Raw genomic sequence first — 19177 nt, 5'->3', positions numbered from 1 at the left:
CGACCTTTCCCCGGTCCAAGGCCCGCTCAACGGAGACCCGACGGATGACCCCTCCTCAGCCGGGTGGAACGAGAACAGGAGCGTTTCGCAACGACCCGGCCCTGGCGCGGCGGGTGGCGATCAAGCGCTTCCTCGCAAGGCTCGTGCTGTTTGCCGAACGGCTTCTGCCGCTCTTCCTGCCACTGGCAGGCATCGCCGCCATATTCATCTCGCTCGCCTGGCTCGGCGTCTATCGGCAGTTGCCCGACGCCGTTCGGCTTGTTCTCGTCTTCGTCCTGACCTTCGCCTTCGTCGCGAGCCTCCTTCCCTTCGCCCGGCTGCGCTGGCCGGCAAGCGAAGAGGCTGACCGGTTGCTCGAGGAACGCAACCACCTGCCGCATCAGCCGGTCGCCGTGCAGGATGATGAACCCGCCTTCGAGACGCCCTTTGCCCGGGCGCTGTGGGTCGAACACCAGCGGCGCATGGCCGAGACCATCGCCGCCCTCGACGCAGGCTTTCCACGTCCCGACATCGCCCGCTTCGACCGCTATGCGCTGCGCGCCGTCCCGGCGCTTCTGTTTGCCGTCGCACTCGCCTATTCCGGCTCGAACGGCGCGGGCGTCATCGCCGACGCCTTCCGCCAGCAGCCGCAGACCAGTGACATGCCCGACATGCGCATCGACGCCTGGATCACTCCGCCGGCCTATACCAGCCAGGCTCCGGTCTTCCTGTCGGGTCTGGACGGAGCGACCGAAGGCCTTGTGCGGGTCCCGCAGAATGCCCAGGCGACCGTGCGCATCACCGGCGGTGGCGCCGATGAAAAGGTGATCTTCCGTGCCGCCGACAGCGGCGCCGTGACGGACTTCGCAGCCACGGTCCCTGAGGATGAAACCGCAGAAGATCCAGCCAAGCAGCAGACGGCGGAAGCGGCGCCCGCCGCCCGTGTCTACGAATGGAAGCTCGGAACGAGCGGGGACCTGCTGGTCGGTGGGCACCAGTGGCGGATCGAGGTGATCGCCGACAAGGCGCCGGAGATCGCCTTCGACGGCCTTCCGCGGCGCAGCGCAAACGGCGCGCTCGAAATCGGCTTCAAGGCACAGGACGACTACGGGCTTTCCAAGGCCTTTGCCGAGATCGAGTCCGTCGATCAGAAGCCCGATGCCCTGTCGCTCTACCCCCTGCCCGACTACAAACTCGACCTGCCACGCCATAATTCCCGCGAGGCCAAGGGTATCTCGAGCCGCAACATCACGGAGCATCCGCTTTCGGGCCGCAAGGTCAGGATCACCCTCGTCGCAACCGACGGCGCAGGCCAGACCGGTCGCAGCCAGCCCCACGAGATGGTCCTGCCGGCGCGCGCCTTCGTCGAGCCGCTGGCGGCAGCGGTCGCCGAGGAGCGCCAGGTCTTCGCGCTGGATGTGCGCGACCTGCCGCAATCGATCGCCCTCAACGAGGCACTGTCGCTCCGTCCCGACGAAACGATCCCCAACACCACGCACTACCTGCTGATCCAGTCGGCCCAGGCGCGCATGAAGCTTGCCCGCACGACGGAAGACCTGAAAGGCACCGCCGACTATCTCTGGGAGATTGCGCTCGGCATCGACGGCGGCGACCTGTCGCTTGCCGAGCGCAAGTTGCGCGACGCCCAGCAGGCCCTCGCCGACGCGCTCGAACGCAATGCCCCGGACGAGGAAGTCAAGAAGCTGATGGACGAGCTGCGCGCCGCCATGCAGGACTTCATGAAGGCGCTCGCGGAACGGCAGCCGGATGCCCAGGAGCAACAGCAGCAGCAGTCGGCGCAGAATGTCCTGCGCCAGCGCGACCTCGAAAACATGATGAACCAGATCGAGAACCTGGCGCGCTCCGGCAACCGCGACGCCGCGCGCCAGATGCTGTCCGAGCTGCAGCGCATGATGAACAACCTGCAGGCCGGACGCCCGCAGCGCGGCGGCCAACAGCAGGAGAACAGCCAGGTCCGCCAGCAGATCGACAAGCTCGGCGAGATCATGCAGGAGCAGCAGAAGCTGATGGACGAGACCTTCCGTCGCGACCAGGCTCTGAAGGACCGCATGCAGCGCGGCGATCCCGGCGACGGCGAGGATGGCGAGTTTCTCGAGCAGATGCCGCCGGAAGGAGAAGGCGGCCAGCAGCCGCAGGAAGGCCAGCAGGGCGAGGACGGGCAGCAGGGCTCTCCGACCGATCGCATGACCGCCGAACAGTTGCGCGAGGCACTGAAGAACCTTCGCGCCCAGCAGGAGCAGCTCGGCAAGCAGCTCGGCGAACTGCAGAAGGGCCTGAAGGAACTGGGCGTCGAGCCCGGCGAGGGTTTCGGAGAGGCCGGACGCGAAATGCGCGGCGCGGGCGAAGCGCTCGGCAAGAGCCAGGGCAGCCGCGCCGTCGAAGGACAGGGCAAGGCTCTGGAAGCCCTGCGCAAAGGCGCACGCGACATGATGAACCAGATGATGCAGGCCATGCGGGGCCAGCAGGGCGAACAGCAGGGCATGGGGCAAGGCGGCCAGAACGGCCGCGATCCGCTCGGTCGGCCGAGAGCCAGCTCAGGCCCGGACTTCGGCGAACGCGTCAACGTGCCCGACGAGATCGACGTGCAGCGCGCACGCGAAATCCTGGAGGCGATCCGCAAGAAGCTTGGGGAGAATGCCGGTCCGGAACTGGAGCGGCGCTATCTCGAACGACTGCTCGACATCCAGTAGACAGGGTCATCGCCGGCCGACATGTCGCCCGGCGGGCAGACGTCAGCTCGCCAGTGCGCGGGCGACGGCGGCACGGATGTCCGGCAGTGCAAAGGGCTTCGACACGACATCGATGATCTTCGCGGCGAGATCGTCGGCGCGTTCACGCTGCTCGGCATAGCCGGTCATCAGCAGGATCTTGAGGTCTGGGAAGGACGACGCGGCGCGATGGGCAAGCTCGATCCCGTCCATGACCGGCATGCGGATATCCGACAGCAGGAGGTCGAATTCCTTTTCACCCAGGCGCTCCAGGCCTTCGGCACCGTCAGCGGCCTCGAAAGTCTCATGACCGTCGAGACGGAGGGCGCGCGCCACGAAGGAGCGGAGGGAATCCTCGTCCTCGGTAATCAGAATTCTCGCCATGATCGCTACTCCGTTCATTCGCTGTCCCGGAAGCGAAATCACCAGAGTTTCCTTTGCGATCGGTAAACGCCGCGGGGGCCGACCGCCCCCATGGTTAACAAGTGCTCTTCGTCTCGGGGCGAAAGTCAGCCCCGGCGAAGACCTCAGGCGTCGCCCGTGACGACGCCGACGAAGGGCAGTTCGCGGAAGGCATAGGCCACGTCCATACCGTAGCCGACGACGAAGTAATCGGGGCATTCGAAGCCGACGTGATCGGCCTCAAGCTGTTCCTGGCGCTTGACTTTCTTGTCGAGAAGCACGGCCAGCGAAACATGGGCGGCACCACGCTCGTAGAGCAGTTCCTTGGCGAACTTGAGCGTCCGGCCGGACTCCAGGATGTCGTCGATCAGGAGCACGTTGCGGCCCTTCACGTCGCTGTCGATATCCTTCACGATCCTGACCCCTTGCGAGACAGTGCCTGTGCCATAGCTGGACAGGGTGATGAACTCGACCTCCGGAGCAAGACCGACGTCATGCAGCGCGCGGATCAGGTCGGCGGCGAAGATGAAGGAGCCCTTGAGCACGGCAATCACCAGCAGATCGTCGGCAGGTCCCTTGGCGATCTCGGCGGCGATCTGGTGGTTGCGCTCGTTGATCTGCCGGGCGGTATAGAGCGGTTCGATGTTCTTTCCGCGGACGACGGGCATGGTTCACTCCTTCAGGACTGCGGCACGGCCTGTCGGGACCGAGCGTCGAGAGTGTTGGCCGATAGCATAGTCAGGAGCGCGAGGCACCCGTTTCCTCGAAGGAAAGCCGAAGTTCCGGCATTTTTCCACCGGGATGCAGGAGCCTGGCTGTGATGCCACGGCTGTGTCCGGCATCGATTTCGCTGACGGGGGTCTCGATATAGGTGCTGGCGATCACCTGACCGCCCGCGATCAGGTCAGCGCGCAGCTTCGGCAGCACGCTTGTCCGCGTCCCACGGTTCTCGATGATCGCGTTGACCTGCAGGACCCGCATGCCGTCGTCGTCATGCGGAGTCAGGCTGACATGGGTGATGTCGAGCGGCTCGGCATTGGCCCTCGCCCCCGGCTCGCCGACCATCAGCCCGGCAAGCGCGAAGATCGCGACGAAGACGAGCGAAACGAAGGCGGCGAACCCCTTGTCCGAAAGTGTCTGCAGTAGGCTTTCCAGCCGCGACAGAATGCCTGCGGCGAAGGTGCGCCTGCTGGCTGGCCGCGACGCCGCCCAGCCCCTGTCGGCGGTCCGGCGGTGATTATCGTTGGAACTGCGGGCATCGGAGGGCCGGCGCGGCGTGGTTTCGCGAACCGTGACGAACTCGGCGTCGACGATGTCTTCCGTCACGCGGATCGGCCAGGCATGCGGCATCCTCGGCCTGTCGGGCGGCAGGAGGTCGATGTCCGGTGCGGCGGCGTGCCTTCTGGAGCGGAATGCGTTCATCTTCCAACAGCCTTTCGCAATCGCCCGCGGACCGGCCAAATCTGGGCATTGAAACGAATCCTCTCCAGACGTAAATTCAAATGGTTAATGCTTCGGAAAGAAGGGGCCGCAACGGCCGTAATTCGACCGGGATTTACCGACTGTTAACCTCATTCGTTAAGATGTCGCGGATCCGCGATCTGTCAGACTGGCTGGGCTCTTGATCCATTTCGAAAATGTCGGCTTGCGTTATGGGATGGGACCGGAAATTCTCCGCGACCTCACCTTCGATATTCCGAAGCGTTCCTTCCAGTTCCTGACCGGGCCTTCCGGTGCCGGCAAGACCACCCTGCTGCGCCTTCTGTTCATGTCGCTCCAGCCGACGCGCGGCCTGATCCGCAGCTTCGGCCGAGACATCACCAAGATCCCGCGCGCGGAATTGCCGATGCTGAGGCGCCGTGTCGGCATCGTGTTCCAGGACTTCCAGCTACTAGACCACCTGACGACCTACGAGAATGTCGCGCTGCCGCTGAGGGTGCGCGGCAAGGACGAGGCAACCTACCGCAAGGACGTGATCGAACTCCTGAAATGGGTGGGCCTCGGCGAGCGCATCAACGTGCTGCCGCCGGTGCTTTCCGGCGGCGAGAAGCAGCGGGTGGCGATCGCCCGCGCGCTGATCGACCGGCCCGAGATCCTGCTTGCCGACGAGCCGACGGGCAATGTCGATCCGCCGATGGCGCGCCGCCTGCTCAGCCTGTTCCTGGAATTGAACCGCCTTGGCACGGCCGTCGTCATCGCCACCCATGACCTGGCGCTGATGGACCAGGTCGACGCAAGACGCATGATCCTTACCGACGGGCGGCTCGACATCTATGACTGATCACGATCCCTACGAGAGCCACGCACCCAGCACCGCACCACCTCAGCACGCCGCGCGGCGCACCGAGATGACCGTGCGCCCGACGGGCGCAATCCTGCCGCCCTCCAACATCCAGGGCAATGCGCTGATGGTGGTGATCGCCATCATGGCCTTCCTCGCCTGCCTGACGCTCGGGGCGGTCAGCATGGTGCGCGCCACCGCCGCCGGCTGGCAGAGCCAGATCTCCCGCGAGGTCACCATCCAGATCAAGCCCGAGGACGGGCTCGACATGGACAAGGCACTGGCCAAGGCCCGTGACCTGGCACTGACCTTCGTCGGCACCAAGGACGGCCAGATCATGGACGACGCGGCAACGGCACGCCTGCTAGAACCCTGGCTCGGCACCGGACTCGACCTTCACGAACTGCCCGTCCCGCGGCTCGTCATCGTCACCATCGACGAGAGTAACCCGCCGGACTTCGCGGCGATGCGGGACATGCTGAAGACCGAGGTTCCGCAGGCTTTCCTCGACGACCACCGCACCTGGGTCGACCGGCTCGTTCAGATGGCCCGCACCACCGTGCTGATCGGCTCGGCAATCCTCCTGCTCGTCTTCACCGCGATGGTGCTGACGGTGGTATTCGCGACCCGCGGGGCACTGTCCGGCAATCGCCATATCATCGAGGTCCTGCACTTCGTCGGCGCCGAGGGCTCCTTCGTCGCCCGGGAGTTCCAGAAGCATTTCCTCAAGATCAGCCTGAAGGGTGCCGCCGCCGGCGGCCTGCTTGCAGCCGCCCTCTTCGCCATCGCCGGCTACTGGCAGAGCCGGTCGCTCGCCACGCCGGAAAGCGATCAGGCAAGCGCACTCTTCGGCACTTTCTCGATTGGATACATGGGTTATCTCGGCATCTTCGCGACGATGATCGTCATTGCCCTGCTGACGACGCTGACAGCCCGACTGACGGTTATCCGCACAATCTATGAAATCGACAGCATACGCTCCGACCCGGCACGCACGGACGGGTTGCTGAGTGACTGACACCGTGAAAGCCTGTTGAATGCCACAAAGCCGCCTGTTCCGCATGGCAGAAGCACGCTATGCACGAACAATGACGATGGGTCGGATGAGACGCGATAGAGCATTCCGCGAGGATCTGCCAAAGAGCCCCGCCGGCGGCCTTCTTGCGCGCCGGGGCCTCCTGCGTCGTTTTCTGCACTATGCCGGCCTGGTCGCGATCCTGCTTTGCGGCGTCATCCTTGCCGGCTTCCTGTGGTTTGCCGATTCGGTCACCACCCTCGTCCCGCCCGCAGATGCCCGGGCCGATGCCATCGTCGTGCTGACAGGCGGCTATCAGCGGATTGATCAGGCGGTGGAGCTCCTGCGCCGCGGTTCCGGCCGGCGCCTGCTTATTTCCGGCGCCCATCCGACGACATCTCCGGCGCAGATCCGCAAGATGACCCAGAGCTCGCCGGACCTCTTCGAATGCTGCGTCGATGTAGGCTACGAGGCGCTCGACACGATCGGCAACGCCAATGAGACCTCGCGCTGGATCCATGATCACGGCTATGCCTCAGTTCTGGTGGTCACCAACAATTATCACATGCCGCGCAGCCTGATGGAGTTGCGCCGTATCGATCGCGCGACGAACTTCATCCCCTATCCGGTGGTCAATGCCGACCTCAAGCACACCGCCTGGTATGCCGATCCTAATGTCGTGCGCACCCTCCTGTCGGAATACGGCAAGACGCTGATCGCCTATGCGCGCGGCGTGATCGGATGGGGTGCCGGCGACGGGTTGCGCTCGACGGCCAAGTTCGCGAAGACGTCGGGCTGAGCCGGCCGCGACCGGCAAAACACGGCTTTTTATCCCGGGCAATATGCGTTAGGGACGGTGTCACGCCCGTCTTAGGAAATCCTGCCCGATGATCATACTGCGTTCGATCCTGTTCAACACGCTCTTCTATGCAAACCTGATCCTGCAGATGATCTTGCTGTCGCCCTATTACTTCCTGGCGCCACGCAAGAAGGCATTCGTCATTCCGAAAAACTGGGCCCGCTCCAACCACTGGCTGATGGAGAAGATCGTCGGTACGACATTCACCGTCGAGGGGCTCGAGAACATTCCGAAGGGCGGCTACATCCTTGCGCCGAAGCACCAGTCCCTTTGGGACACATACGCGCTGCTGCCCTGGCTCGACGACCCGGTCTACATCCTCAAGCGGGAACTGATGTGGATCCCGATCTTCGGATGGTATGTCGCCCGGCAGAAGATGATCCCGGTCGATCGCGGCGCCAAAGGCAAGGTGATGGTCGGGGTGATGGAGCGCACCAAGAAGGAAATGGCCGACGGCCGCCAGCTCATCATCTATCCGGAAGGCACCCGCCGTCCGCCGGGCGCCGAGCCGGCCTATAAATACGGTATTGCCCGCATCTATCGCGACCTCGAAGTCCCGGTCGTACCTGTAGCAATGCATCCCGGCCTGTTCTGGCCGCGCCGCAAGTTCCTACGCTTCCCCGGGCATTTCAAGGTGAAGATCCTGCCGCCGATCGCGCCCGGGCTCGATCCTGACACCTTCTACGAAACCCTCATCGAAAAACTCGAATGGGTAAGCGACGAACTCCTCATCGAGACGGTGGAGAACAATCCTGGTCTACCGCTGCCGCCGACTGCCGCGAAGCGGATGAAGGAGCTTCTGGCCGAAAAGGGGGCGTGAGGCTCAGGCAACACCCTCGAGCCGCTCGATTTCGGCGGCGACCTGCTCCAGCCATTGGTCCCGGATGCCGAGTTCGCGCAGATGCGCGACCGTGTTGGCCACATAGACCGGATTGGGACCCGACACGCCGACCGCGCGGTTGACGATCTCGGCCGCCTCACCGACGGAAACCGACCCGGCATACTGATGATGCCCGCGATCGATGACATAGGTCAGCGCCCTGACCTTCCGGCCGTCGGAGAGGCGGATCGGCAGGGTGCGCTCCAGATAGACATGGGTCACGAGCTCGCGCTGGCGAAGGTAGTCGATGGTTTCCTCCCGGTTTGCCTCGGCGACCCTGAAGGCGACGCCGCGGCACGAACCGCCGTGATCCAGTCCCAGCACCAGCCCCGGGCATTCCTGCGTGCCGCGATGGACCCAGGAGCGCACGCAAAGCGAGCGGCGATAGCCCAACATCAGGGCCTGGGCCCGTTCCTCGTAGGAAAAGCCCGGGTTCCACATCAGGGATCCGTAGCCAAACACCCAAAATTCGTCCATATCGCAGGTCATTCCAGAATACCGGCCCGATTACCGGATCACCATTTTACGTTTGGAGCGCCTGATGGCAACGTCGAGTGAGGAAAACCGGAGTGTCGCCACCCTGAAGGTCGTGCGACTCGGCATTGCCGTCGTGCTCTGCATCCTCGTCTATAGCGGCCTGTGGTACGGCGCGGCAGGGGCCTTGAAGGACAAATTGACGGCGATCCTTGCCGGCGCCAATCCCGCGGCCATCACCGCGGAATGCGACGACATGCAGGTCGGCGGCTTCCCCTTCCGCGTCGGCGTCACCTGCAGCCGGCTGTCCGTCGACGACCATTTCCATGGTCTTTCGGCAAGTTTCGGCGCCTTCCGCTCGGCCGCCCAGGTCTATGCCCCCGGCCATGTGGTCTGGGAACTGGATAGCCCCGGCCAGGTCCGCTCGGCGCTCGGCTTTTCGCTCGCGCTGGAATGGCAGGCGCTGCGTTCGAGCCTCAATGCCGGGCTCTCCGGCCTCGACCGCACCTCCCTCGAAGCGACCGGTCTGCAGGTTCTTCTGACGACCATGGTCGACGGGGCGACCATCGAGACGACGGCGCCGCATGCGGAGGCCCACCTTCGCCGCTCCGGCGAGGACCTGGACATCGCGCTCCTGTCGCGCGACGCGGTCGTGTCGTTGCGCGGCCAGGCGTCGCTCCTGCCGCCGGTCTCATCGAGCCTCGACATGACGCTCGTCGGCAAGGCCAAGTATCTCGAACTCAAGGGCGACCGCGGGGAAGGGCTCTACGGCAGCGAAGGCGAGATCCGCCGCCTCGTGGCAGACATGGGCGGCGGCCGCGTCGTGACGATCAGCGGCCCTATCTCGGTCGGCAATGACGGCATGCTCTCCGGCCGGCTTCGGATCGAGATCGAGGGCATCACGGCTTGGCGGGATACCCTGAGCGCCGCGTTCCCCGAGGAGAAGGACAGCATCGAGAACGCTGCCAATGTGCTGAGGGCGCTGTTCGGCGGGCAGGACAAGGGCGGCGCCGACCTCAGGCTGACGAATGGCGTCGTCTCCCTCGGCATCATCCCGATCGGTGTCCTGCCGCCGCTCTGAGCGAAGCGGTCAGGCCTTCTTGTCCAGCGAGTGGCGGCCGAAATCCGGCACGTCGACGTCCTGGCCGGCCTCGATGATCGAGCGGCGAATGGCGCGGGTGCGGGTGAAGAGATCGAACAGCTTGTCGCCCTCGCCCCAGCGGATGGCACGCTGCAGATAGGCGAGATCCTCCGAGAAGCGCGCCAGCATTTCGAGGATCGCGTCCTTGTTGTGCAGGCAGACGTCGCGCCACATGGTCGGGTCGGAGGCCGCAAGACGGGTGAAGTCGCGGAAACCGGACGCCGAATACTTGATCACTTCCGACTGCGTCACCGTCTCAAGGTCGTCCGCCGTGCCGACGATGTTGTAGGCGATGATGTGCGGCAGGTGCGAGACGATCGCCAGCACCTTGTCGTGATGCTCCGGGTCCATCTCGTCGATCTTGGAGCCGAGCGCCCCCCAGAAGGTACGGAGCTTGGCAAGTGCACCGGCATCGGTGCCCGGCAGCGGCGTGAAGATGCACCAGCGCCCCTGGAATAGACCGCTGAAACCGGCATCCGGGCCGGACTTTTCCGTGCCCGCGAGCGGATGGCCCGGAATGAAATGCACGTTGTCCGGCATGTGCGGCGCCATCTGGGCGATGACCGACGCCTTGGTCGAGCCGACGTCGGTGACGATTGCACCCGGCTTCAGATGCGCGGCGATCTGCCGGGCGACGGCTTCGGAGGCGCCGACCGGGACCGAGACGACCACGAGGTCGGCATCCTTGACCGCATCCGCCGCCGACAACTCGTAGGCCGTGCCGAGGGCAAGCTCTTCCGCGCGCTTCAGCGTGTCGGCGCTGCGGGTCGAGACGACGACGTCACGGGCGAGACCCAGTTCCTTCACGTCGCGGGCGATCGACGAGCCGATGAGGCCGATACCGATCAGCGCGATCCGGTCGAACATCGCAGTCATCAGGCACGCCCCATGAACTCGGTCAGCGCATCGATCACGCCGCGATTGGCCTCTTCGCTGCCGATCGTCATGCGCAGCGAATTGGCAAAGCCATAGCCGCGCACGGCGCGCAGAATGAAACCGCGGCTGGTCAGGAAGTCGTCGGCCTCTGCGGCGCGCTTACCATCGACGTCGGGGAAATGCACCAGCACGAAATTGGCGACCGACGGCGTGACCTTGAGGCCGAGTGCGGAGAGTGCGGTTGAGACCTTCTCGACCCAGGCGAGATTGTAGTCGGCCGCCATCGTGACGAAGGCCTGGTCGCGGACCGATGCCGCGCCCGCGGCGATTGCCGGCGCATTCATGTTGAACGGACCGCGCACACGGTTCAGCGCGTCGATGATCTCCAGCGGCGCATAGGCCCAGCCGATACGCAGCGCCGCAAGCCCGTAGACCTTCGAGAAGGTGCGGGTCATCACGACGTTGCGATTGCCGGAGACGAGCTCGATGCCGGCCTCGTAGTCGTTGCGGCGGACATATTCCGCATAGGCCGCGTCGAGCACCAGGATGACATTGCCGGGCAGGCCGGCATGGAGGCGACGGATTTCGCTCGCCGGCACATAGGTGCCCGTCGGATTGCCCGGATTGGCGAGGAAGACGATCTTCGTCTTCTCCGTCACGGCGGCAAGGATCGCATCGACGTCGACCGTGCAATCCTTTTCCTTCACCACGACCGGGGTCGCGCCGGCGCCCATGATCTGGATCTTGTAGACGAGGAAGCCGTGCTCGGTGATGATGCCTTCGTCGCCCGGGCCGAGATAGACGTGGCAGAGCAGGCCGAGAAGTTCGTCCGAACCGTTTCCGCACAGGATGTTGGCGGCGTTCAGGCCGTGCACTTCGGCAATCGCCTCGCGCAACGCTACCGCCTGGCCGTCCGGGTAGATCTCGAGATGGCCGGCGCTCTGCTTGAAGGCGTCGATCGCCTTGGGGCTCGGACCGTGCGGGGTTTCATTGGACGACAGCTTGAAGACCCGCGCAACGCCCGGCGCATGTTCCTTGCCCGGCACGTAGGCGGCAATGTCAAGGATACCCGGACGCGGGGTCGGCTTCATGGTTTCGCTGCTCATCGATGTGGCTTTCTGTCGTTGAAATTCCGGGCGGACGCCCGGCAATATCGGATGAGAGCCCATAAAACGGAAAGCCGGTTTTGTCGAGGGTGACCGCTGTCGCAGCCGTCCTCCGGATCAGCGATCCTGAAGCGCCTTGACCCGCGTCGTCGGCACCCCTTGAGGCGCGAGAACGGGCGCGAAGACACGGCGCGAGGCGCGTGCCGCGACCGGCAGGCCCTGATAGAGGCGCTTCTGCGCCTCGATGACGATGACGCCGGAAAAGGCCGGCCAGACAAAACGCCCCAGCCGCTCGAAACTGCGCCGCAGACGCAAGACCGCTCGGATTTTCGACGGCGGGAAGAACAGCGCCTCCGCGCTCGCCCCAGGCGTAAAATTGGTCTCGCGGAAAAGCGCGGTCAGCTGGCCGCGCGAATAGGGGCGGCCGGATCCGAAGGGCGTGTGCTCCATCCGGGCCCAGACCCCGCGCCGGTTCGGCACGACAACGACCAGCCGTCCGCCGGGTGCCAGCACCCGCCAGATCTCCTTCAGGCTCTCCCGCGGGTTTTCGGCGAATTCGAGCGAATGGACCATCAGCACCCGGTCGACCGAGGAATCCGGCAGCGGCAGTTCCTCGTCGAACACCAGCGCCGTGGCAGATGGTTCGCCGACCGGCCAGTTCACGGCCCCCTGGCCGGCAGGCATGAAGGCAAAGGTCCGCTCCGTGTCCGCCCGGAAGCGGTCGAGGAACGGGATGGCATAGCCGAGGCCGACCAGCCGTTCCTGCGGCAGCCGCACCCAGAGCGACGAAAGCGCCATGGCGATCGATTCCTCCGCCATGCGGCCCAGCATGGAATGGTAGAACTGGCGGAGATCGACGATATCGACGTGCATGGCGCCATTGATAGCAGGCAGCCGGTGGACTTCAAGGCGCAACACGCTACATTTCGGCAATCGAAGCACAACGGACAAAGGCCCGATGAAGCCCCTCGACCTCGACGTCTTTCCCTGCCGGAGCGACAATTTCGGCGTTCTCATCCACTGTCAGGAAAGCGGTCTCACCGCCACGATCGACGCTCCCGAACTGGAGCCGATCCTCGCCGCCGCGGCCCGCCGCGGCTGGAAGATCACCCATGTCTTCACCACGCATCACCACGGTGACCATGTCGAGGCGAACCTCGCCCTGAAGGAGAAGTTCGGCTGCGAGATCATCGGCCCTCGTGAAGAGGCCGTGGCTATCCCCGGGCTCGACCGCGCGGTCGGCGATGGCGACAGCTTCGACTTCGGCGGCCATGTGGTGCAAGTGATCGAGACGCCTGGCCACACCGCCGGCCATATCTGCTACCACCTGCCCGACGACAAGCTTCTGTTTGCCGCTGACACCCTGTTCGCCCTCGGCTGCGGCCGGCTTTTCGAGCGCCCTGCGGCCGACATGTGGCATTCGCTTCAGAAGCTCGCAGCTCTTCCCGACGAGACGGCGGTCTATTTTGGCCATGAATACACGCTGTCCAACGCCCGTTTTGCCCTCACCATCGACCCCGAAAACAACCGGCTGAAGAACCGCGCTGCCGAGATCGAGGCCATGCGCCAGAAGGGCGAATTCACCATTCCGACGACGATCGGCCTGGAGAAGGAGACGAACCCCTTCCTGCGCGCCGCCGACCCGTCGATCCGCCGCAACCTTCTGATGGAGGGCGCGACGGACACCGAGGTGTTTGCCGAGATCCGCAAGCGCAAGGATCACTTCTGATGACGGCAGAGGACGTGATCGAGACCCTCGGGATGCAGCCCCACCCCGAGGGCGGCTGGTTCGTCGAAACCTTTCGCGACGGAGCCGGCGGACCGCGGGGACACTCAACGGCGATCTACTACCTGCTGAAGGCGGGCGAACGTTCTCACTGGCACCGGGTCCGTGACGCTGTCGAAGTCTGGCACTACCATGCCGGCGCGCCGCTGGCGCTCTACAGCGCGCCCGACGGAACGACCGTCGAGACCATCGTGCTAGGTGCCGATCTCCTGCGCGGCGAGCGCCCGCAGGCCGTGATCCCCGCCGACGGGTGGCAAGCCGCCGAAAGCCTCGGCGACTTCACGTTGGTGGGCTGCACGGTCGCACCCGGCTTCGACTATCAGAGCTTCGAGATGGCACCGCCCGGCTGGTCGCCCTGGGCTGAAAGCAGGTCATAGCTCCTGTCAGATCAGGACGCGATTGCCACAACCGACAGGGTCAGAATGACCTGCGAACCGAAATAGCTCGCCCACACATAGCGGGCGGCAAGGCGGCGCAGCGGGTGATCCTTTGTCATCTTGAAGGTCTCGACGGCCAGCACCGCATCGGACGACATGAAGAGCACGGCACCCGCAAAGACCGCGACGGCAGAAACGCCGAGCGACAGGACCGCCATGCCGGCAATCGCCGAGGCATAGGCGAGCACGGCGGGCGCCAGTTCGCCGGCCGCACGCCAGAGGAAACCGACAAGGGCCCCGGCAAGCAGCACGGCGACAACCGCAGCAACCATCCTCCAAGCCTCCGCAGCGACAAGTCCGACGTCGCCGATCTGGTAGAACAGTGCCCCATAGGCCAGATGAGCGATGAGGAAGGAGGCGAGGCCGCCGATGAAATTCCGCTCGCCCTCATAGGCCAGGAAGGCGTCGCCGAGCGCGCTGAAGGCAAGCCCCGCGACCATCAGATGCGGTGCCTCCATGACAAGGGCATAGAGCGCAAGCAGCGAAACCGGAAGGGTCTTCCAGAGCGCACGCCTATGGCTCGGCTGCTTGTTCAGGATCAGAAAATAGCTCAGTCCGACAAGGACGGCGATCGAAAGGACGATCGTGGCAGCGGCTTCCATCGTCCCCTCCCCAACAATCGGCCGATCAGGCTTCGGCCTTGCGCTTGCGGCGGATCATGTCCTGCGCCGCGAGCATGGCACCGCCGGTGATCAGCAGGCAGGCGAAGGCAATCCTCAGGCTAGGCTCGGCGAAGCCGAAAAGGGTCAGGATGAGCGTCGACAGAAGCGGCGCGGCATAGCTCGACGCGCCGAGGATCTGGATGTCACCGTTCTTCACGCCATGATCCCAGGCATAGAAGGCAAGACCGACCGGGAAGATGCCGAGGCCGACGACGGCAACCCACTGCGACACGCTGTCCGGCCAGACCGTCGTCTCCAGACCGAGATGGCAAAGCGCCGAGAGGATCGAGGTGGCAAGGCAGAAACCGGTCACCACATCGGTCGACACGGCCTCGAAGCGACGCGTGAGAAGCGAATAGCCCGACCAGGTGAAGGCGCACAGGAACGCGGCCATGTAGCCAAATGCATAGGCCGGATCGAAGGCGATGCCGTTCTTGGCGACGATCAGCACCGTGCCGGCAAGCCCAGCAAGCGCACCGGCCACATGATACCAGCGCAGCCGCTCGCCCGGCAGAAGGGCCGAGCCGACGACGATGAGCAAGGGCCAGAGATAGGCGATCAGACCGGCCTCGACGGCAGGAGCATTACGTAGGGCGGTGAAGTAGAGGAAGTGATAACCGAAAAGGCCGATCACGCCGGTAAGCCAGACCTTAGGAGGCTGGCGCAACTCGCGGATGCGTTCCGGCTTCAGGATGAAGGTCACGATGCCCGGCAGGCTGCCGATCGCAAACGTGATCGCCGAAAGCTGGAACGGGGGCATGGTGCCGGACGCGGCCGTGAGCAGTGCCAGAAACGACCACATCAGGATGGCCGTGAAGCCGATCAACGTTGCCTTGGTCTTCACCCGTGTCTCCCCTCGCGGGGATCAGGCCCGCACTTCCTCAGCCGTCGAATTCGACCGCCGAAACATAGATCGTCCCCATCTGCGTCGGCACGCGCGCATAGACAGGAGCATATACCTTCAGCGTGGACGTCTTGGCAAACCAGATTTCCATGCCGTCCACCTTGCGCAGGTACTCGATGTCCTTGCGGCCCTTACGGAAACCGGACTTCGGGACATACCGCATGGAGCAGACGATCGCCTCACCCTTGACGCCACCGGCGGAGAAGCTTTCACGCCCCTTGGGCGTCAATACGATATCCATCCGGCTTTCACCGTCATAGATCGGAAGCGTTCGCGGGCAGGCGGCCTCCCCCTCCGGAATGATCAGGCCGCTGATCGGATCGAGCACCGCCATGAGATCCTGCTGGGTGACTTCGATCCAGGTCTCGGGCCGCCGCTTCGGCTGCGGCTCGATCGTCGTCTGGGTGACGTTCCCGTCCTGGTAGCGCACGTCATAGGTGAGCTTCTTGCGGCCCTTCTGATAGACCAGCGTATAGCGGTCGGTCTGCATGCGGTCCCCATGAAGGGTTCCGGACACGTTGGAGACCGCCGAGATTGTGGTGACGACATTGACGATCGCCGACGACTTGAAGCTGCCGGAGATCGTGTAGCTCGACTGGTTGACCTCGGTGACGAAGGAGGCGCGCGCGATCGGCAGTGCGCCGAGCGTAACGCGGTAGTCCGTGCGGTAACGCAGGTTCTCAGCCGCGGCCGGCCCGGCGGCAAGGACAAACAGACAGCTTAGAAGGCTCAAGAAACGCAACGACGGCTCCCACGGCGGATCCCGCCTCTCGTTTGACGGCAAGTGATGACCGCGCTTATCCTGAGCAGCGACTGTGGCAACAAAATAGCGGGAATTTCCCGCACTTGCGCGAAAATCCAAGGTTTGGCTTGACGCGCCCGGCCAGTCTGACTATAGAACCGCAACTTTCCAATCAAACGCCGTTGGATTGCCACGCCGGTATTTGCCCGGAAGCAATGCGATGGCCAAGAAAAATATAGGTGTATCATGTCCCGCAGTTGCGAATTGACCGGCAAGGGCGTCCAGTCGGGCAACAATGTGAGCCACGCGAACAACAAGACCAAGCGCAAGTTCCTTCCGAACCTGTGCGACGTCACGCTGATCTCGGACGCACTTGGCCAGCGTTACCGCCTGCGCGTTTCCGCAGCCGCTCTGCGCTCGGTCGAGCACCGTGGTGGCCTCGACGCCTTCCTTCTGAAGGCCAACGAAAACGAACTGTCGATGCGCGCCCGCCTGCTGCGTCGCCAGATCGTCAAGAAGACTGCAGCTGCCGCCTAATCCGCGGTTCGCAAAGCTTCTACAAGGTCAGAAGGCTTGAACGGGACCGCCCGTGCAAGCCTTTTCCTTTTGCATCATCGTTACTCCAACTGGTGGCATCACCCAGGATAAAAAAATGCTGAACGCACGCCATATCCTTATCTACAGCCTGCTGATGACGGCCATCGTGGTCGCCTCGAACATCCTGGTCCAGTATCCGCTCTCGGGTACGCTCGCCGGGATCCAGCTCGGTGACCTCCTGACCTACGGCGCCTTCACCTACCCGGTCGCCTTCCTCGTCACCGACCTCACCAATCGCCAGTTCGGTCCGCAGACCGCGCGAAAGGTCGTCTTCATCGGCTTCGTCGTCGGCGTCGCGCTGTCCTTCCTGACCTCTTCGCCGCGCATCGCGATCGCCTCCGGCTCGGCCTACCTCGCCGGACAGCTGCTCGACATTACCGTCTTCAACCGCTTGCGCCGGCTCGCCTGGTGGAAGGCGCCACTGATCGGTTCGATCTTCGGGTCCGTGATGGATACGATGATTTTCTTCTCTCTCGCCTTCGCCCCGATCTTCACGCTAATCGGCCCGAACGACGATTTTGCCATCGAATGGGCACCGGTCCTCGGCGTGCTGGCGACCGATGCACCGCGCTGGATGTCCTGGGCGATCGGCGATTTCGCAGTCAAGATGATCGTCGGCGTCGTGATGCTCCTGCCCTATGGCGCCCTGATGAGCGTCCTGCGCCCAATGGCGCCGGCCCGTTCCGCCTAGGCGGAAGAACAAGCCGGCTCGTCACCGATCTCAGTCGACGAGCCGGAACTCCAGCATCAGCGTCCGCTGCAGGATTGAGTGATTGTCGTCAGAGACGAGGATGACGCGCGTCGAGCCGTCGGGCGCGACCACGACGTCCAGCCCCTCCATGTTATCGATCTCCTCGTCCATCCCGGCTTCGAGGATGATGCTGCCGTCGACAACGGCACCCGGCTTGATGCTCTCGCCAGCAATCCGCCGCATGCGCAGGGCCACCCCGGTGGCGAGTGAGAAGCGCCGCTCCAGCAGAAGAAGATCGCCGTCAGGCAGGAAGGCACCGTCCGTCACGTCGAAACCGTCATGGGCGACGACCCGGAACGCCCCCTCGAGAGGCCCGTCGAGGATGCCGGCAAAGAGATGACCGTTTCCGTCATAGCTCTTCTCCGCCACGGCGACGAGGGCACCGGAAAGCGGGCTCGACGGCAGCGACAGGGCAAGCATCTCCAGCCCGCCATTGCTGCGCAGTTCCCGGACCGGGATCGGCAGAGGCAGGGCCATGGCGAACGGACGCGCCGTCTCGATGGACGAGAGGGGCCGGTAGCCGCTCACGCGATGCATCTGCTCGTAGCCGACGAACACATCCCCGCCGCGGATCGCCAGGCTTTCGGCGTCGACTGAACGCTTGCGCCGGTTGGAGGCGCCGTTGACGTCGAGCATCGGCGCAATCGTCACGTCGGCGAGCCCGCCGAGCCGGCCGGCGCCGTCCCGCGTGATCCTTCCCGAAATCCAGTGGCCGGTATCGAGAACGCCGAGGAAGTGTTCACCATCGGGAAGGAAACGGATACCGGACCAGGCACCGAAAAGCGGTTCGGGCGAGGAAAGCTCCAGGCCGCCGACGAATTCCAGCGCCCCGAAGCGGCTGCGGGCATCGGGCGCGAAGTTGGTGATCGCCAGGGCATCGACCCGAGCCGGCTCGGCCTGGGCGGGAAGAGGCAGGATCATAGCGGCGGCGAAGATGCAGGCGAAGGCGAGAGGGCGGCGGGATGGCAATGACTTGACCCTGAATGGGAGGAGCGTTCATCGCCTTATGCCACGGACGCCCCCGACCGGCAAAGCACCGGGAAACGGAACCCGGGCTTTAGGCCGGGACAAGCTACGCGTGCGAGCCTTCGCCCATTCCATCCAAGCCACTATTTCAGGAGTTTGCAGTGATCAACGGCGTTAGCGACAAGCAATATGCTCCCCTCCTCTACCGTTCGGGTCAGTCGACCGGCACAGAAAGCGGCGGCTTTTCCGACGCACTCCTCTCCTATGGCGGCGGCTCGTCCTTCTCGCTCGAAGACGAAAACACCGTTTCCTACGACAGAACGCCGGAAGAGGCAGAGGCGCGCGCCGAGGCCAAGAGCCTCATCGAGGAATTCTCCGAATGGGCGCATATGGACGTCGCGGAACTCATCCGCGCGCAATATCTGCAAGATCAGGGCCTTACCGAGGAATCGCTTGCCGCGATGGATCCCGACGCCCGCAAGGCGATCGAGGAGGACATTGCCGAGCTGATCAAGGAACGGCTCGGAGTCGACAAGGGCACGACCTCGGCTGGCAGCACGGAGGCCTCGGAGGCCGCCGTCGAAGCCTGA

General features: G+C 64.3%; 22 protein-coding genes. 11 read left to right on the top strand and 11 right to left on the bottom strand.

All coding sequences use genetic code 11. The features are described 5' to 3' along the window. Positions 1-44 precede the first annotated feature (44 nt). Positions 45-2690, top strand: coding sequence for a TIGR02302 family protein (locus ACX93L_RS18660; protein ID WP_459406192.1), 2646 nt, complete (start codon positions 45-47; stop codon positions 2688-2690). 42 nt (positions 2691-2732) lie between these two features. Here the strand turns inward: ACX93L_RS18660 and ACX93L_RS18655 are convergent, their stop codons facing one another. The 3 genes from ACX93L_RS18655 to ACX93L_RS18645 form a co-directional block, all read right to left on the bottom strand. Further along, positions 2733-3092, bottom strand: coding sequence for a response regulator (locus ACX93L_RS18655; protein ID WP_169593896.1), 360 nt, complete (start codon positions 3090-3092; stop codon positions 2733-2735). 143 nt (positions 3093-3235) lie between these two features. Further along, positions 3236-3778: a hypoxanthine phosphoribosyltransferase gene (gene hpt / locus ACX93L_RS18650; RefSeq protein WP_169593894.1), complete on the bottom strand. Its 543-nt coding sequence runs from the start codon at positions 3776-3778 to the stop codon at positions 3236-3238. Positions 3779-3848: 70 nt separating this feature from the next. Next, positions 3849-4532 carry a hypothetical protein gene (locus ACX93L_RS18645; RefSeq protein WP_459406191.1) on the bottom strand — a complete coding sequence of 228 codons (684 nt, stop codon included), beginning with the start codon at positions 4530-4532 and terminating at the stop codon, positions 3849-3851. 199 nt (positions 4533-4731) lie between these two features. Between ACX93L_RS18645 and ftsE the strand changes: the two genes are divergently transcribed. The 4 genes from ftsE to ACX93L_RS18625 all read left to right on the top strand — a co-directional run bounded on the left by ftsE (position 4732) and on the right by ACX93L_RS18625 (position 8085). Beyond that, positions 4732-5391: a cell division ATP-binding protein FtsE gene (gene ftsE / locus ACX93L_RS18640; protein ID WP_169593890.1), complete on the top strand. Its 660-nt coding sequence runs from the start codon at positions 4732-4734 to the stop codon at positions 5389-5391. Between the two features lie 67 nt (positions 5392-5458). Continuing rightward, on the top strand, positions 5459-6409 hold the full coding sequence (locus tag ACX93L_RS18635) for a cell division protein FtsX (protein WP_246701880.1): 951 nt from the start codon (positions 5459-5461) through the stop codon (positions 6407-6409). Positions 6410-6485: 76 nt separating this feature from the next. After that, positions 6486-7205, top strand: coding sequence for a YdcF family protein (locus ACX93L_RS18630; RefSeq protein WP_459406190.1), 720 nt, complete (start codon positions 6486-6488; stop codon positions 7203-7205). Between the two features lie 88 nt (positions 7206-7293). Continuing rightward, entirely contained in the window at positions 7294-8085 is a 792-nt protein-coding gene (locus ACX93L_RS18625; RefSeq protein WP_459406189.1) for a lysophospholipid acyltransferase family protein, read from the top strand. 3 nt (positions 8086-8088) lie between these two features. On the opposite strand, the gene ACX93L_RS18620 is transcribed toward ACX93L_RS18625, so the two are convergent. Continuing rightward, positions 8089-8622 carry a gamma-glutamylcyclotransferase gene (locus tag ACX93L_RS18620; protein ID WP_459406188.1) on the bottom strand — a complete coding sequence of 178 codons (534 nt, stop codon included), beginning with the start codon at positions 8620-8622 and terminating at the stop codon, positions 8089-8091. A 64-nt stretch (positions 8623-8686) separates the two neighbouring features. On the opposite strand from ACX93L_RS18620, the gene ACX93L_RS18615 reads away from it, so the two are divergent. After that, entirely contained in the window at positions 8687-9700 is a 1014-nt protein-coding gene (locus ACX93L_RS18615) for a DUF2125 domain-containing protein (protein WP_459406187.1), read from the top strand. Between the two features lie 9 nt (positions 9701-9709). Here ACX93L_RS18615 and ACX93L_RS18610 read toward each other — a convergent pair whose 3' ends face one another. The 3 genes from ACX93L_RS18610 to ACX93L_RS18600 all read right to left on the bottom strand — a co-directional run bounded on the left by ACX93L_RS18610 (position 9710) and on the right by ACX93L_RS18600 (position 12615). Then, complete coding sequence (locus ACX93L_RS18610; protein WP_459406186.1) at positions 9710-10636, bottom strand: prephenate/arogenate dehydrogenase family protein; 927 nt, start codon at positions 10634-10636, stop codon at positions 9710-9712. Beyond that, on the bottom strand, positions 10636-11742 hold the full coding sequence (hisC, locus tag ACX93L_RS18605; protein ID WP_459406185.1) for a histidinol-phosphate transaminase: 1107 nt from the start codon (positions 11740-11742) through the stop codon (positions 10636-10638). Before hisC ends, ACX93L_RS18610 begins: the two co-directional genes overlap by 1 nt. Before the next feature lie 117 nt (positions 11743-11859). After that, on the bottom strand, positions 11860-12615 hold the full coding sequence (locus tag ACX93L_RS18600) for a class I SAM-dependent methyltransferase (protein ID WP_459406262.1): 756 nt from the start codon (positions 12613-12615) through the stop codon (positions 11860-11862). 85 nt (positions 12616-12700) lie between these two features. On the opposite strand from ACX93L_RS18600, the gene gloB reads away from it, so the two are divergent. Together gloB and ACX93L_RS18590 are read left to right on the top strand one after the other, a co-directional pair. Further along, the gene (gene gloB / locus ACX93L_RS18595) at positions 12701-13471 is read left to right on the top strand and encodes a hydroxyacylglutathione hydrolase (protein WP_459406184.1); all 771 of its coding nucleotides are present in this window, start codon (positions 12701-12703) and stop codon (positions 13469-13471) included. Then, positions 13471-13905, top strand: coding sequence for a cupin domain-containing protein (locus tag ACX93L_RS18590; RefSeq protein ID WP_459406183.1), 435 nt, complete (start codon positions 13471-13473; stop codon positions 13903-13905). Before gloB ends, ACX93L_RS18590 begins: the two co-directional genes overlap by 1 nt. Positions 13906-13916: 11 nt before the next feature. On the opposite strand, the gene ACX93L_RS18585 is transcribed toward ACX93L_RS18590, so the two are convergent. From ACX93L_RS18585 to ACX93L_RS18575, 3 genes are read right to left on the bottom strand one after another with little or no spacing between them, the layout of a single operon-like run. Continuing rightward, positions 13917-14567, bottom strand: coding sequence for a lysoplasmalogenase (locus ACX93L_RS18585; protein WP_459406182.1), 651 nt, complete (start codon positions 14565-14567; stop codon positions 13917-13919). A 25-nt stretch (positions 14568-14592) separates the two neighbouring features. Beyond that, the gene (gene yddG, locus ACX93L_RS18580) at positions 14593-15471 is read right to left on the bottom strand and encodes an aromatic amino acid exporter YddG (protein WP_459406181.1); all 879 of its coding nucleotides are present in this window, start codon (positions 15469-15471) and stop codon (positions 14593-14595) included. Positions 15472-15508: 37 nt separating this feature from the next. Continuing rightward, positions 15509-16273 carry a DUF3108 domain-containing protein gene (locus tag ACX93L_RS18575; protein ID WP_459406180.1) on the bottom strand — a complete coding sequence of 255 codons (765 nt, stop codon included), beginning with the start codon at positions 16271-16273 and terminating at the stop codon, positions 15509-15511. Between the two features lie 246 nt (positions 16274-16519). On the opposite strand from ACX93L_RS18575, the gene rpmB reads away from it, so the two are divergent. Both rpmB and ACX93L_RS18565 read left to right on the top strand, forming a co-directional pair. Continuing rightward, positions 16520-16810, top strand: a complete 291-nt coding sequence (gene rpmB / locus ACX93L_RS18570; RefSeq protein ID WP_169593868.1) for a 50S ribosomal protein L28 — start codon at positions 16520-16522, stop codon at positions 16808-16810. A gap of 115 nt (positions 16811-16925) precedes the next feature. Beyond that, positions 16926-17561 carry a queuosine precursor transporter gene (locus ACX93L_RS18565; RefSeq protein WP_459406179.1) on the top strand — a complete coding sequence of 212 codons (636 nt, stop codon included), beginning with the start codon at positions 16926-16928 and terminating at the stop codon, positions 17559-17561. A 30-nt stretch (positions 17562-17591) separates the two neighbouring features. Here the strand turns inward: ACX93L_RS18565 and ACX93L_RS18560 are convergent, their stop codons facing one another. Further along, positions 17592-18542 (bottom strand): esterase-like activity of phytase family protein, encoded by a 951-nt coding sequence (locus ACX93L_RS18560; RefSeq protein WP_459406261.1) that lies wholly within the window; start codon positions 18540-18542, stop codon positions 17592-17594. A gap of 206 nt (positions 18543-18748) precedes the next feature. Here ACX93L_RS18560 and ACX93L_RS18555 point away from each other — a divergent pair, with 206 nt between their 5' ends. After that, entirely contained in the window at positions 18749-19177 is a 429-nt protein-coding gene (locus ACX93L_RS18555; RefSeq protein ID WP_459406178.1) for a hypothetical protein, read from the top strand.

It is taken from the genome of Rhizobium sp. CAU 1783, from assembly GCF_054551725.1.
The sequence above is the reverse complement of the archived record's forward strand: the minus strand, read 5'-3'. Positions and strand labels throughout refer to the sequence as shown.